The following is a 14,216-nucleotide window of genomic DNA, read 5'->3' as shown; positions in this document are numbered from 1 at the left end:
CGCCATGAAGCTGCTGGTCGCTGTCAAACGGGTCGTTGATTTCAACGTCAGGATCCGGGTCAAGAGCGATGGCTCCGATGTGGAGCTCGCCAATGTGAAGATGGGCATCAACCCGTTTTGTGAAATCGCGGTGGAGGAGGGGGTGAGGCTGCGCGAAGCCGGGGTGGCCACCGAGCTGGTGGTGGTGACCCTGGGCCCGGAGGCGGCGGCCGAGCAGCTGCGCCATGCCCTGGCGCTGGGGGCGGATAGGGCCCTGCACTATGTCACCGACGAGACTCTGACCCCGCTCACCGTGGCCCGCGCCCTGCAAAAGGTGTGCGAGCGGGAGCAGCCCAGCCTGGTGCTGCTCGGCAAGCAGTCCATCGATTCCGACAACAACCAGGTCGGCCAGATGCTCTCGGCCCTCTGCGACTGGCCGCTCGCCACCTTCGCCTCCGCCATCAAGCTGGTGGAGGGGGAGCTGCAGGTGACCCGCGAGATAGACGGTGGTCTCGAGACCCTCGGCATGGGGCTGCCTGCCGTGGTGACGGTGGACCTGCGCCTGAACGAACCCCGCTTCGCCTCGCTCCCCAACATCATGAAGGCCAAGCGCAAGCCGATTGAGAGCGCCCCCTTTGCGGCCCTTGGGGTCGAGCCCGCCGGTCAGACCCGGCTGCTCGGGGTGATGGCGCCTGCCCCCCGGCGCGCCGGCATCAGGGTGGGCTCGGTGGACGAGCTGCTGGACAGGCTCAAGAACGAAGCCAAGGTGATCCCATGAGCACATGCAGGGTCACGGCCTATCCCCCAGGCCGGCCGGCTGCCACCAGCGGGCGCGTTGGCGGACAGACAGGAACATCAACGGACATCATCAAGGTGCAGCCATGAGCGTACTCATTATTGCCGAACATCATCAGGGCCAGCTGGCGGACAGCGCCGCCCGTCTGGTCACGGCGGCGACCCGGATCGGCGCCGAGGTCCACCTGCTGCTGCTGGGTCAGGGGCTGGCGGAGGCGGGGGAGCAGGCGGCCTCCTTGCAGGGAGTCACCCGGGTGCTGCTGGCCGAACATCCCATGCTGGCGGAAGGGCTCAATGACGGTATCGATCGGCTGCTGGCCCCCGTGGTACGGGACTATCAGCACTGCCTGATGGCGGCGAGCAGCCACGGCAAGGATCTGCTGCCGAGGGTGGCGGCCAGGCTGGGGGTGGAGATGATCTCCGAGGTGACGGACATAGAGGGGCCTGACACCTTCCTGCGCCCCCTCTATGCGGGCAACGCCATTGCCCGGGTGACGAGTGCGGCGCCCGTCAAGGTGCTCAGCATACGGGCATCGGCCTTCCCTTGTGCCGAAAGCGGGGGGGCTGAGGCCAGGGTCGAGCACCTCCCCGTTCCCGAGCTGGCCTGCCGGACCCGGCTCATCGAGCGGCGTGCGGTGCGATCCGCACGGCCCGAGCTTGGCGCGGCGCGGGTGGTGGTCTCTGGCGGGCGGGCGCTCGGCTCCAAGGCGCAGTTTGCCCTGATTGACGCCCTGGCCGACAAGCTGGGGGCTGCGGTCGGTGCCTCGCGGGCGGCGGTGGATGCGGGTTTCGTCGCCAACGATCTGCAGGTGGGCCAGACCGGCAAGATAGTGGCCCCCGAGCTCTACATCGCGGTCGGCATCTCGGGGGCCATACAGCATCTGGCGGGGATGAAGGAGTCGAAGGTGATAGTCGCCATCAACAAGGATCCGGAGGCCCCCATCTTCCAGGTGGCGGACTATGGCCTGGTGGGGGACTTGTTCAGCCTGCTGCCCGAGCTCACCGCCAAGCTGTAAAGTTGCCAAAAAGGGGGGCAGAAAGCCGTCCGTGCTGTCTCGCCTCCGTTTCCATGCATGTTCTCTGCAAGCCCTGGCCCGTTCAGGGCTTTTTCCATGGTGGTGGCGTCGGCCATGGGGGCAAAAGGTTGCGCCGGATCCCAAAAAGCCTTTGCCCCCACGGGGGCCTGTCGTGTAAAAACATTCAAGTCATCGATCACTCTCATTCATCCACGGAAAGCGTCATGAGCAAACAGATTTACAACTTCTGCGCCGGCCCCGCCATGTTGCCGGTTGAAGTCATGGAGCGCGCCCAGCGCGAATTTTGTAATTTCCAGGGGCTGGGAGCCTCGGTCATGGAGCTGTCCCATCGCGGCAAGCCCTATATGGCGGTCGCCGAGAAGGCCGAAGCCGATCTGCGCGACTTGCTGGCGGTGCCGGACAACTACAAGGTGTTGTTCATGCACGGTGGCGGTCGCGGCCAGTTCTCTGCCGTGCCCATGAACCTGCTCGGCGGCGCCAATAAAAAGGCCGATTACCTGCTGACCGGCGTCTGGGCCCAGAGCGCCGTGGATGAGGCCCAGAAATACGGGGACATCCAGACCTTCCAGGGGGTGGCGAAGAACGCGCAGGGGATAAGCCACCTGCTGCCGACCCCGGCGTTTCGCGCCGATGCGGCCTATGTGCACTACTGCCCGAACGAAACCATAGATGGCATCGAGATGTTCGACATCCCGGCCACCGGCGATGTGCCCCTGGTGGCGGATCTCTCCTCCACCATCCTCTCCCGTCCCATCGACGTGAGCCGCTTCGGCATCCTCTACGCCGGTGCCCAGAAGAACATAGGCCCCTCTGGCCTCGCCATCGCCATAGTGCGGGACGACCTGCTGAACCAGGCGAGAGCCGACGTGCCCTCGATCTTTGACTACCAGCTCACCGCCAAGAACGACTCCATGTTCAACACCCCCCCCACCTACGCCTGGTATCTGGCCGGCCTGGTGTTCGAGTGGCTCAAAGAACAGGGCGGGCTGGAGGCGATGGAGGCGCGCAACAAGGCGAAGGCCGACTTCCTCTACGGCTACCTCGACGACTCCAGCTTCTACGGCAACAAGGTGGATGCGGCCTGCCGCTCCCGCATGAATGTGCCCTTCCAGCTCAAAAACGAGGCCCTGGACAAGCAGTTCCTGGCGGAGTCTGAAGCCGCCGGTCTGCTGGCGCTCAAGGGGCACCGCATCGTCGGCGGCATGCGTGCCAGCCTCTACAACGCCATGCCGTTGGAAGGGGTCAAGGCCCTGGTGAGCTTTATGGATGGCTTTGCCAAGCGCCACGGCTGAGGCGTCTTCCCCCGATAGCAAGGCGCCGGGGACTCCCCGGCGTCTGTTTTTCCAGAAGATCCTGACCGCCAGCCCGGCTGCCCCGGTTTTGTGCCACAGACGGTCTTGCCGCGCGGTGCGCGGGCTGTTAACGTCCGGTCAGGTGATTTACTTGAGATTGTACAGGAAGTCTATGAATTCGTTGCGTTTGGAACCCATTTCTAGCGTGGCCGGGGTGGTCAATCTGCCTGGCTCCAAAAGTGTCTCTAACCGAGCCCTGCTGCTGGCAGCACTGGCACGGGGCACTACCCGGCTGACCAACCTGCTCGACAGCGATGACATCCGCCACATGCTGGCGGCGCTGACCCAGCTCGGGGTCAAGTACAAGCTCTCCGCCGACAAGACCGAGTGCACCGTGCATGGCCTGGGTCGCAGCTTTGCGGTATCGGCACCGGTCAACCTCTTCCTCGGCAACGCCGGCACCGCTATGCGCCCACTCTGCGCCGCCCTCTGCCTGGGCTCCGGTGAGTACATGCTGGGGGGCGAGCCTCGCATGGAAGAGCGTCCCATCGGTCATCTGGTGGATGCCCTGCGGGAAGCGGGTGCCCATATCCAGTACCTGAAAAAAGATGGCTATCCGCCCCTGGTGGTGGATGCCAAGGGTCTGTGGGGCGGCGACGTGCACGTCGACGGCTCCGTCTCCAGCCAGTTCCTGACCGCCTTCTTGATGGCGGCACCCATGGCGGCCGGCGACACCCGCATCCACATCAAGGGGGAGCTGGTCTCCAAGCCCTACATCGACATCACACTGCACATCATGAAGCAGTTCGGGGTGGTCATCGAGCACGACGACTACAAGGTGTTCTACATCAAGGGCAACCAGACCTATGTCAGCCCCGGTGACTTCCTGGTGGAAGGGGATGCCTCCAGCGCCTCCTATTTCCTCGCGGCAGGCGCCATCAAGGGCAAGGTGCGGGTCACCGGCATCGGCAAGCACAGCATCCAGGGGGACATCCACTTCGCCGACGTGCTGGAGAAGATGGGCGCCCGCATCACCTGGGGCGACGACTTCATCGAGGCCGAGCAGGCCCCCCTGCACGGCGTCGACATGGACATGAACCACATCCCGGATGCGGCCATGACCATCGCCGTTGCGGCGCTGTTTGCGAAGGGGCCCACCGCCATTCGCAACATCTACAACTGGCGGGTGAAGGAGACGGATCGCCTGCACGCCATGGCGACCGAGCTGCGCAAGCTGGGCGTGGAAGTGGAGGAGGGGCACGACTTCATCACCGTCACCCCGCCGGAGCAGCTCAAGCACGCCGAGATCGATACCTACAACGATCACCGCATCGCCATGTGCTTCTCCCTGGTGGCGCTGTCCGATACCGCTGTCACCATCAATGATCCGGGTTGTACCTCCAAGACCTTCCCGGACTACTTCACCAAGCTGGCCAGCATCAGCCAGGCTTAAGTCCGTCGGGCCCGCCTTGTGCGGGCCTGTTCGTTTCTGCCTCCCGTCTTCTCCCCCGGTTTGCCAACATCCCTAGCAGCATTATCAAAACTTGCAAGGTGCGCCGATAAAATTCCTTGTCCAAGAATGTAATTTTCTATTTACACCGTCCCGGTCGCGGGCTAGATTGAAGTTTCTTCATCGCAGTCATTTAGCAGGAAACTTGGTCATGCAGCATCAAACCGACGACGTTCGTATCAGTGAAATCAAAGAGTTATTGCCCCCGGTTGCGGTGCTTGAGAAGTTTCCGGCGACCGAGACCGCCTCAAATACCGTGTTTGAATCCCGTCAGGCCATCCATCAGATCCTGGCCGGTGAAGATCAGCGCCTGCTGGTGGTGATAGGTCCCTGCTCCATCCACGATCCGGTGGCCGCGCTGGAATACGGCAAGCGCCTCAAGACCCTGCGCGACGAGCTCAAGGGCCAGCTGGAGATCGTGATGCGGGTCTACTTCGAGAAGCCGCGCACCACTGTGGGCTGGAAGGGGCTGATCAACGATCCCTACCTCGACAACAGCTGCCAGATCAACGACGGCCTGCGCCTGGGTCGCAAGCTGCTGCTGGATCTCAACGACATGGGGCTGCCGACCGCCTCCGAGTTCCTCGACATGATCACCCCGCAATACGTGGCGGATCTGATGAGCTGGGGCGCCATCGGGGCCCGCACCACCGAATCCCAGGTGCACCGCGAGCTGGCCTCGGGTCTCTCCTGCCCGGTGGGCTTCAAGAACGGCACCGACGGCACCATCAAGGTGGCCATCGATGCCATCGGCGCCGCCAGCGCACCGCACCACTTCCTGTCGGTGACCAAGTACGGTCACTCCGCCATCGTCTCGACCAGAGGCAACCCGGATTGTCACATCATACTGCGCGGTGGCCGCGAGCCGAACTACAGCGCCGCCCACGTGGATGAGGTGGTGAAAGGGCTGGACAAGGCCGGTCTGCCCCAGAAGGTGATGATCGACTTCAGCCACGCCAACAGCAGCAAGCAGTTCAAGAACCAGATGCTGGTGGCCGAGGACGTGGCCGGTCAGCTGCGCGCCGGCAGCAAGGCGGTGTTCGGCGTCATGGTGGAGAGCCACCTGGTGGAGGGTCGCCAGGATCTGGTGGAAGGGTGCGAGCTCACCTTCGGTCAGAGCATCACCGACGCCTGCATCGGCTGGGCCGATACCGAGGTGCTGCTGCGCAATCTGGCCGATGCGGTCGCCACCCGCAACGCACTCTGAGGCCGGGGCGGGGATGCCCCGCTCACGGCAATAAAAAAGCGCGACCCAGGGTCGCGCTTTTTTTTGGCTCAGCAAGAGGGGCTTACTTGGCCCGCTCCTGATGACCACGGAGGCGGATGTTGATCATCTCCACCACCAGCGAGAAGGCCATGGCGAAGTAGATGTAGCCCTTCGGAATGTGCATGTCCAGCCCCTCGCCGACCAGGGCGACGCCGACCAGGATCAGGAAGGCGAGCGCCAGCATCTTGATGGTGGGGTGCTCGTCGACGAAGTCACCGATGGCCTTGGCGGCAAACATCATGACACCGACGGCGATGACGATGGCCAGCACCATGACGGGCACGTGGTCTGCCATGCCGACGGCGGTGATGACGGAGTCCAGGCTGAAGATGATGTCGAGGATGGCGATCTGCACCAGTGTCGACAGGAAGCCTGCGGTCTTGCTCACTGCACCGGGCTCCTCGGCGGCGCCCTCCAGGCTCTGGTGGATCTCGTGGGTACTCTTGGCGATGAGGAACAGGCCCCCCACCAGCAGGATCAGATCCCGGCCCGAGATGGCCTCATCCAGCACGCTGAACAGCGGCTCGGTGAGACGCATCACCCAGGCCAGGGAGAGCAGCAGCAGGATGCGGGTGCCCATGGCAAGCCCCAGCCCCAGGATCCGCGCCTTCTGGCGCTGAGCCTCCGGCAGTCGCCCCACCAGGATGGAGATAAAGATGATGTTGTCGATGCCCAGCACGATCTCGAGCAGGGTCAGGGTGGCGAGCGCCACCCAGGCTGAGGGGTCAGCAATCCATTCCAGCATGATTGAACCTTGGTTGAAAAATTTGAAGCAGCGCATTCTAGCAGGGGGTTATGGCTTGTCCCAGTAGCGCGAAAAGATAAAAATGGCAGCCATCCAACGGGAGGAAAACATGTTTCGATTAGGGCTCATCATCAACCCCATCGCCGGCATCGGCGGTGCGGTCGGTCTCAAGGGCAGCGACGGCATGGTGGCCGAGGCGCTGGCGCGGGGCGCCATGCCCAAGGCCCGGGAGCGGGCCCGTCAGGCCCTGCTGCCCCTGTGCTCGCTCACAGAGCAGTTCGAGCTGCTGACGGTGGCGGGGGAGATGGGGGAGACACTGGCCGCCGAGCTGGCGCTGCCTCACCGCATCCTCTACCAGCCTGCCGGGGCCCAGACGAGCGCCGAGGATACCCGGGCCGCCGCCCTGGCCCTGCGCGAAGCCGGGGTCGATCTGCTGCTCTTTGCCGGTGGCGATGGCACCGCCCGGGACATCTGCGCGGCGGTGGGGGAGTCCTGCCATGTGCTCGGCATCCCGGCGGGGTGCAAGATCCACTCCGGGGTCTACGGCGTGACCCCGGCGGCGAGTGGCCGGGTGGCGGCCAGAATGATCGCAGGGGAGCTGCTGAGCCTGGTGGATGCCGAGGTGATGGACATCGACGAGGAGGCGTTTCGCGCCGGCAAGGTGCGCGCCCGCCACTACGGCCAGCTGCTGGTGCCCGGGGATCTGCGCTACGTCCAGGCGGTCAAGCAGGGCGGGCGGGAGTCCGAGGAGCTGGTGCTCGCCGATCTCGCCGCCGGCGTGGTGGAGCAGATGGAGCCTGACACCCTCTATCTGATGGGGTCGGGGAGCACAGTGGCCGCCTGCATGGCGGAGCTGGGTCTGGAAAATACCTTGCTCGGTGTGGATCTGGTGGAAAATGGCCAACTTATCGGGCAGGATCTCAGCGCCGCCGAGATCCTGACCCGGATCCGCGGTCGTCGCTGCCGCCTGATCATTACCCTGATCGGTGGTCAGGGACATCTGTTCGGGCGCGGAAATCAGCAACTGAGTCCAGAGGTGATCCGGGCCGTCGGGCGAGACCATATTCAGGTGCTCGCCACCAAGTCCAAGCTGGCGGCCTTCGATGGCCGTCCGCTGCTGGTGGATACCGATGACCCGGCACTGAACCGGTCGTTAAGTGGTTATCTGCGCATAACCACGGGATACAAGGATCAGGTCATCTACCCGGTGGCCAGCCCGGAATAGGACATCAAGGATGCGGCTGGCCTGGCGCCAGAGAGCCGCGATCAACAAGATCGCGGTTCCACTCCCCCGAATTTTTTGCCGGCAATCCCGGAAATGAGGCTGCGTTAAATGACGATTCACGATTTTGAACACAAGTTGTTGGGACTGATCGACGCCATGGTCGCCACGGCCAGCGAGGACGAGCTGTTTGCGGGCGGCTATCTTCGGGGTCATATCTCCCTGGCGGTGGCGCGCGCCGAGCTGGAGGGCAAGACCCTGGTGCGGGACGTAAAGAGCTATGTGCTGCGCAGCCTGAACGAGGCCATCTTGCAGGGGGAGCTCTCCGAGCAGGATGAGGTGCTGGTGCAGGAGATGTGGAAGCGTCTGCAGCAGCAGGCGGAAGCTTGATCCCATTCGCAATTCAAACAGAAGTTTAAGTAATCTGCTTCCCTGAGTGTTATCAAAAGGTTAATAATGAGGCTCGCCTTTTGTTTCAGGGATTAAACTATGGCCTCCACCTCACGCATTGCCACCAAACTGCCGCTCGAGATGCTCTATCACTGGGAGCGGCAGTGTCCCGACCGGATCTATCTTCGCCAGACCATCAACCGCGAATACGTCGACTTCACCTGGGGTGAGGTCGCCGACGAGGCCCGCCGCATGGTGACGGCACTGCGTGCCCTGGGGCTGGTCCCGGGGGACAAGGTGGCCCTGCTCTCCAAGAATTGCGCAGAGTGGTTCATCGCCGATCTCGCCATGCAGATGGGGCAGTACGTGAGCGTGCCCATCTATCCGACCGCCAACGTCGACACCATCGAATACGTGCTGCGTCACAGCGAGGCCAAGGCGATCTTCGTCGGCAAGCTGGACGACTGGAAGAGCCAGGAGGCGGGGGTGCCCGCTGATCTGCTGCGCATAGCGCTGCCCTATGACACCATGCCGGCGGCCCACCAGTGGGACGCGCTGCTCGATGCCCATGAGCCCATCCCGGACAGCCCGGTGCAGGCGCCGGATGCCCTGCTGAGCCTGGTCTACACCTCGGGCAGTACCGGCAAGCCCAAGGGCGCCATGCTGAGCGTGGAGCGCTACGCCTGGTCCTGCGAGAAGCTGGTGGAAGCGGTCTCCCTGACGGCCGCGGATCGCGGCTTCTCCTACCTGCCCCTCGCCCACATCACCGAGCGGGTCTACATCTACGGCGGCAGCCTGTTCAGCGGCGCCACCATCGCCTTCCCCGAGTCCCTCGATACCTTCATCGACGACGTCAAGCGCTGCCGACCCACCGTCTTCATCTCGGTGCCGCGGCTGTGGGCCATGTTCCGCATCAAGATCCACGAGAAGCTGCCCCAGAAGAAGCTGGCGCTGCTGCTCAAGATCCCGCTCATCTCGGGTCTCATCAAGCGCAAGCTGCAGAAGGGGCTTGGGCTGGATCAGGCGCGGGTGCTGGGTTGCGGCTCGGCCCCGGTGGCCCCGGCGCTGCTCGAGTGGTATCACAGCATAGGCCTCGAGATCACCGAGGCTTGGGGCATGACCGAGAACCACGCCTACTCCACCCTCAACTACCCCTTCAGGGCCGACAAGATAGGCACAGTCGGCAAGGCGGGCCCCGGGGTAACCATCAAGATCTCCGACGAGGGGGAGATCCTCTGCCGTTGCGACGGCATGATGCTGGGCTACTACAAGGATCCCGAGCACAGCGCCGAGGCCATCGACGCCGAGGGCTGGCTCCACACCGGCGACATGGGCAAGCTGGACAGGGAGGGTTACCTCACCATCACGGGCCGTATGAAGGACGTGTTCAAGACCGCCAAGGGCAAGTACGTCGCCCCCGTGCCCATCGAGGGGCTCTTGGGGCAGGAGCCCATCATAGAGCAGCTGTGCGTCATCGGTTACGGCATGCCGCAACCGGTCGCCCTGGTGCAGCTGGCCGAGAGTGCCATGAAGGGGGACAAGGCTGCGGTCGACGCCCAGTTGGAGGCCGCCCTGACCCGGGTCAACGGCCAGCTCGAATCCCATGCCCGCCTGCGCGGCATCCTGGTGGTCAAGAGCCCCTGGAACATCGAGAACGGGGTGCTGACCCCCACCATGAAGATCCGCCGCCACCTGCTGGAGCAAAAGTACGCGGACATAGGCGAGCGCTGGTCCGGTGCCAGGACCATCATCTGGGAGTCCTGACAGGGGCGCGCACTAGCTGGAACATCAATGAGATCAGGGGAGCCGGCGGCTCCCCTGATGCATCTTGGGCGCGAATCAGCGCGCCGCGGCCAGTGCAGGCCCATGATCCGGGGGGCCTGGCAGGGGGCAAAGGTATTTGGAAAATGAATGCAAAAAGGGGAGCCAGTGGCTCCCCTAATAGATTCCGGCGCCGGATCAGACCGCCTGGTACTCCAGCTGGACGGATCCCAGGGCCTTGAGGGTCGACTGGGCCGAATCCCGCTGGCTGATCTGGCCATCCTTGTTCTCCAGCAGCACGGCGCGGCGCACTCTGGTGAGCTCCTCGCCACCCAGCACCGCATGGGCGCAGGCCATCTGCATGGGGGGGAGGCTCGGGTTGAAGGCGGCGTTCTCGGCGTAGCGACCGCAGAAGATACGGCCGTCCTCGAACTGCAGCGCCACAGCGGCATAGCCCTGGCTGTAGGGGGCATAGCTCTGGCGGGCGGCGGCCAGCGCGGCCTGCCACAGGGGGTCGTCGCTCTCGAGCACCAGCTCGTCGTGGGCCTGAGGGCTCATCAGGGCATCGGTGATCTCCAGATCGGCGGGGCCGAAGGAGTGGGGCAGGAAGGACTGCAGCTCGCTCAGGTCATCCGGCAGGGAGACTTTCAAGGTCTTGGCGGTGCTCAGCTCGTTCATGAACTGGCGGCAGTGACCGCAAGGGGTGTAGTTGACGGTGATTTCACTGATCCCGGTCTCGCCGCCGAGCCAGGCGTTGGAGATGGCGGACTGCTCGGCGTGCACCGAGTGGAACAGTCCCTGGCCCGCAAACTCCATGTTGGCGCCAAAATACCAGCTGCCGCTCAGGCCGCAGGCGATGGCGCCGACGAAGAACCTGGAGATGGGGGCGACCGAGCAGGCGGCCGCCAGCGGCAGCAGGGCCAGGCGCAGGGCCCGATCGTCGAGCCCGGTGGCGGCTTTCAGGGTCGCCACCTGCTCAGGGGTAAAACGGGCCTGGAAATCGTCCCCCAGCATGGGCAGCAGGGCGGCCTGGAGCGGGGCGGAAAGGGTCTCGAACGGCTTGGCAAAGCGGGGATGCATACTGTGTCCTCAAAGGCCAATTGGGGGGCCATTGTAGGGAGCAAGCGCGGCAAAATGTGTGAGCGCGCTCACGCCTTGATGGGCAAAGGGCCGGGGATGGTAAAGGAAACGTTTGTCTTTCGCAATCTGTGCGCTTGCTCGCAGCACGGAGGGCATGGCGGTGTCATATGGACTGCTTGAAGGGGCAAAGAGGCCATGGCCGCAGGGGGCGGCCATGGCAGGGGAGTCGTGGGAGGGGGCTCAGGTCAGCCAGTGATAGAGGGCAAACAGCAGGGGGGCGACGGCGGCGGTCAGCACGCCGCACACCACCATGGCCAGCGACGAGAAGGCCCCCTGGGTGACCCCCTGCTCGGCGGAGGCGGCGGTGCCGATGGCGTGGGCGCAGGCCCCCATGGCGAGCCCTTGCGCTTCCGGATCGGTCACTTTGAGTAGTTTGAGCAGCGGGTAGCCGATCAGGGCGCCGACAATCCCCACCACCACCACCACGGCGGCGGCGATGGCGGGAATGCCGCCGAGGGACTGGCTGACGCTCATGGCGAGCGGCGTGGTGATGGACTTGGTGGCGATGGAGGCGAGCAGCGCCGGATCCGCCCCCATCAGGTGGCCAATGCCCAGGGTGGTGCAGACCGAGATGAGCACAGAGGTGAGGGTGCAGAGGACGATGGGCTTGAGCTTGTCCCGGATCTGGCGGGCCTGCTGGTAGAGGGGCAGCGCCAGCGCCACCACGGCGGGCTCCAGCAGGGCCGTGATGGGGGCGGTACCGCGTTGGTACTGGTCCAGCGGCAGATCCAGCCAGAGCAGCAGGCCGATGATGACGGCGGTGGGGATCAGCACCGGATTGATGACGGGCCAGGGCAGGCGGCGGTAGAGGGCCCTGGTCATGAAATAGAGCGCCAGGGTCAGGGGAATGGCCAACCAGAACATCATTGTCTGTTCATCCTCTGGTAGAGATGGCCGACGGCGCCGAGGATCAGCACTATGCCGAGCACCACGCAGAGCATGATGAGGCCGAAGGATTGACGCAGGGGCTCGAGCCAGGCCACCAGACCGACGGCGACCGGCACGAACAGGACCCCCATGTGACGCAGCAGCAGGCCGCCCCCCTGCTCGACCCAGGAGAAGCGGATCAGCTGCAAAGAGAGCAGCACGAACAGCAGCAGCATGCCGATGATGCTGCCGGGGAAGGCGAAGGGCAGCAGGGCGGCCAGGGCCTTGCCCGCCAGCAGGCAGGCGATGATGACCAGAAAATCACGAAGGTAGCGCAAGGCGCGTTGCAACAACACGGGGGCCTCATCTTGGCAACTGTGAGCGAGGTCGCAGTTTAACAGGCACGGGGGGCATGGAACAGGGTCAACTGACCCACAGGGGATACAATGGTCCCGGCATCATCCCCATTCACAAGAAGGAGCTCCCATGTCGTACCCCTCTTTCCTGGCCAGATTGCGCCAGTTGCCCGCCGATCCCGCCCTGCCTTCCCAACTGCTGCAAACCCGCCAGTGGGACGGCCCCCTGTGCCGGGTTAGGCTGGACAATACCGGGTCCAGTCCCGAGGCCGTTCGCCACTGGCGGCTGTTTGAGGGGACGCTTGGCCTCTCTCCCGACGCGGCCATCTACGGAGAGGGGTTCCAGATGCTGGCCCAGACCATGGGCAGCTGGCAGGCTCCAGAGCCGGTGGGTCGCTGCCCCGACGCCGGCGTCTATCGCATCACCGAGGATGACGGCTATCACACCGTCCACAACCTGCTGCTGCTGGCCTGCGAGGGGGGCTGGTTGCTGCTGGCGTTCGCGAGCTGCCACCGCTTCGGCGGCGAGTTCCGCCTCTATCCGGACGGCCGCCTGGAGATAGTGATGAACGCCGAAGGGCGCACCCTCGCACCCGGCCAGCACTGGCAGAGCGAGGCGCTGATCTGCCTGGAGGGGCCGGACAGGGAAGCACTGCTGGGGTCGCTGGCTAACTATATCGAGGCCGAACACCCTTCGCTGGTGGCGGACCTGGCCGCGCGCCCGAGTGGCTGGTGCTCCTGGTATCACTACTATGCGGACGTGAGCGCCGCCGACATTCGCGAGAACCTGGCGGTGCGGGCGATGCGCTTCCCGGCTCTGCGTTACGTGCAGATAGATGACGGCTATCAGGCGAAGATGGGGGACTGGCTCACCCCTTCATCCAAGTTCGAGCAGGGGGTAGCAACCCTGGCAGGGGAGATCCGCGCCGCCGGCTGCGAGCCCGCGCTCTGGGTCGCCCCCTTCATCGCAGAGCCTGGCTCCGACGTGTTCCGCCAGCACCCTGACTGGTTCGTGAAAGGGGAGGATGGCCTGCCGCTGCCCTCGGAGCGGGTCACCTACGGCGGCTGGCGCTGCACCCCCTGGTATGTGCTGGACGGCACCCATCCCGAGGTGCAGGCCCACCTCGAGAGCGTGTTTCGCACCCTGCGCGAGCAGTGGGGCATCCACTACTTCAAGCTGGATGCCAACTTCTGGGGCGCCATCCACGGCGGCCGCTTCCATGACTCCGCCGCCACTCGGGTCGAGGCCTATAGACGTGGCATGGCCGCAGTGCTGCGCGGGGCGGGGGAGGGCGCCTTCCTGCTCGGCTGCAACGCCCCGATCTGGCCTAGCCTCGGCCTGGTGCACGGCATGCGGGTGAGCGATGACGTGGAGCGCCAGGGCCCCCGTTTTCGCCAGATAGCGCGGGAAGCCTTCTGCCGCGCCTGGCAGAACGACCGGCTCTGGGCGCTGGATCCCGACTGCGTCTGCCTGCGGGATATCCCGGGCCAGCACGCCAGCGAGTCCGAGTATCAGTTCCACCTGGCCGCCCTGGTGGCGAGCGGTGGCATGGTGCTGGCCGGCGACCGGCTGCAGGATCTGGACGAGGTGCAGGGGACGCACCTTGGCAAGCTGCTGGCCCTGTGCGCGGCGCGCACCCCGGCGGCCCGTTTCGATGACATGGGGTTTGGCCGAGGCCGGGTGGCCCTGCCCGGGGGCGGCGAGCTGCTCTGCCTGTTCAACTGGGGCGAGCATGCTGCACAGTTTGAACTGCCAGCAGGGGGCACGGATTTCTGGGACGACACTGCCCTGGGAGAGACGCTGGAACTGGCGGGGGGCCAGGGGCGGGTGATCCGTTATCTTTGAGTGCCGCAC

13 protein-coding genes are annotated in these 14,216 nt (G+C 64.8%); 9 read left to right on the top strand and 4 right to left on the bottom strand.

The window, feature by feature from the left end; genetic code table 11:
• Window positions 1-4 precede the first annotated feature (4 nt).
• The 5 genes from WIR04_RS12065 (at window position 5) to aroG (ending at window position 5,820) form a co-directional block, all read left to right on the top strand.
• A complete protein-coding gene (locus WIR04_RS12065; RefSeq protein WP_163137020.1) occupies window positions 5-757 on the top strand; it encodes an electron transfer flavoprotein subunit beta/FixA family protein in 753 nt (250 codons plus the stop codon).
• A 103-nt stretch (window positions 758-860) separates the two neighbouring features.
• Window positions 861-1,790 carry an electron transfer flavoprotein subunit alpha/FixB family protein gene (locus WIR04_RS12060; protein ID WP_025326695.1) on the top strand — a complete coding sequence of 310 codons (930 nt, stop codon included), beginning with the start codon at window positions 861-863 and terminating at the stop codon, window positions 1,788-1,790.
• A 224-nt stretch (window positions 1,791-2,014) separates the two neighbouring features.
• On the top strand, window positions 2,015-3,103 hold the full coding sequence (serC, locus tag WIR04_RS12055) for a 3-phosphoserine/phosphohydroxythreonine transaminase (protein WP_338887171.1): 1,089 nt from the start codon (window positions 2,015-2,017) through the stop codon (window positions 3,101-3,103).
• A gap of 172 nt (window positions 3,104-3,275) precedes the next feature.
• Complete coding sequence (gene aroA, locus WIR04_RS12050) at window positions 3,276-4,556, top strand: 3-phosphoshikimate 1-carboxyvinyltransferase (protein ID WP_163156478.1); 1,281 nt, start codon at window positions 3,276-3,278, stop codon at window positions 4,554-4,556.
• 208 nt (window positions 4,557-4,764) lie between these two features.
• On the top strand, window positions 4,765-5,820 hold the full coding sequence (aroG, locus tag WIR04_RS12045; RefSeq protein WP_163156475.1) for a 3-deoxy-7-phosphoheptulonate synthase AroG: 1,056 nt from the start codon (window positions 4,765-4,767) through the stop codon (window positions 5,818-5,820).
• An 82-nt stretch (window positions 5,821-5,902) separates the two neighbouring features.
• Here aroG and WIR04_RS12040 read toward each other — a convergent pair whose 3' ends face one another.
• On the bottom strand, window positions 5,903-6,625 hold the full coding sequence (locus WIR04_RS12040) for a TerC family protein (protein WP_420883422.1): 723 nt from the start codon (window positions 6,623-6,625) through the stop codon (window positions 5,903-5,905).
• Window positions 6,626-6,734: 109 nt separating this feature from the next.
• Between WIR04_RS12040 and WIR04_RS12035 the strand changes: the two genes are divergently transcribed.
• The 3 genes from WIR04_RS12035 (at window position 6,735) to WIR04_RS12025 (ending at window position 10,001) form a co-directional block, all read left to right on the top strand.
• On the top strand, window positions 6,735-7,850 hold the full coding sequence (locus tag WIR04_RS12035; protein WP_338887167.1) for an ATP-NAD kinase family protein: 1,116 nt from the start codon (window positions 6,735-6,737) through the stop codon (window positions 7,848-7,850).
• 108 nt (window positions 7,851-7,958) lie between these two features.
• Window positions 7,959-8,237 (top strand): YfcL family protein, encoded by a 279-nt coding sequence (locus WIR04_RS12030; protein ID WP_005332956.1) that lies wholly within the window; start codon window positions 7,959-7,961, stop codon window positions 8,235-8,237.
• 99 nt (window positions 8,238-8,336) lie between these two features.
• Window positions 8,337-10,001: an AMP-binding protein gene (locus WIR04_RS12025; protein ID WP_338887163.1), complete on the top strand. Its 1,665-nt coding sequence runs from the start codon at window positions 8,337-8,339 to the stop codon at window positions 9,999-10,001.
• Between the two features lie 195 nt (window positions 10,002-10,196).
• Here WIR04_RS12025 and cdd read toward each other — a convergent pair whose 3' ends face one another.
• The 3 genes from cdd to WIR04_RS12010 form a co-directional block, all read right to left on the bottom strand.
• Window positions 10,197-11,078, bottom strand: a complete 882-nt coding sequence (gene cdd / locus WIR04_RS12020) for a cytidine deaminase (protein ID WP_338887161.1) — start codon at window positions 11,076-11,078, stop codon at window positions 10,197-10,199.
• A 240-nt stretch (window positions 11,079-11,318) separates the two neighbouring features.
• Entirely contained in the window at window positions 11,319-12,005 is a 687-nt protein-coding gene (locus WIR04_RS12015; RefSeq protein ID WP_338887159.1) for an LrgB family protein, read from the bottom strand.
• Window positions 12,002-12,361, bottom strand: a complete 360-nt coding sequence (locus WIR04_RS12010; RefSeq protein WP_168234897.1) for a CidA/LrgA family protein — start codon at window positions 12,359-12,361, stop codon at window positions 12,002-12,004. Before WIR04_RS12010 ends, WIR04_RS12015 begins: the two co-directional genes overlap by 4 nt.
• Window positions 12,362-12,491: 130 nt before the next feature.
• Here WIR04_RS12010 and WIR04_RS12005 point away from each other — a divergent pair, with 130 nt between their 5' ends.
• Complete coding sequence (locus WIR04_RS12005; protein ID WP_338887154.1) at window positions 12,492-14,207, top strand: glycoside hydrolase family 36 protein; 1,716 nt, start codon at window positions 12,492-12,494, stop codon at window positions 14,205-14,207.
• Window positions 14,208-14,216 lie beyond the last annotated feature (9 nt).

It is taken from the genome of Aeromonas rivipollensis (assembly GCF_037811135.1).
Lineage (GTDB): Bacteria > Pseudomonadota > Gammaproteobacteria > Enterobacterales > Aeromonadaceae > Aeromonas > Aeromonas rivipollensis.
The sequence above is the reverse complement of the archived record's forward strand: the minus strand, read 5'-3'. Positions and strand labels throughout refer to the sequence as shown.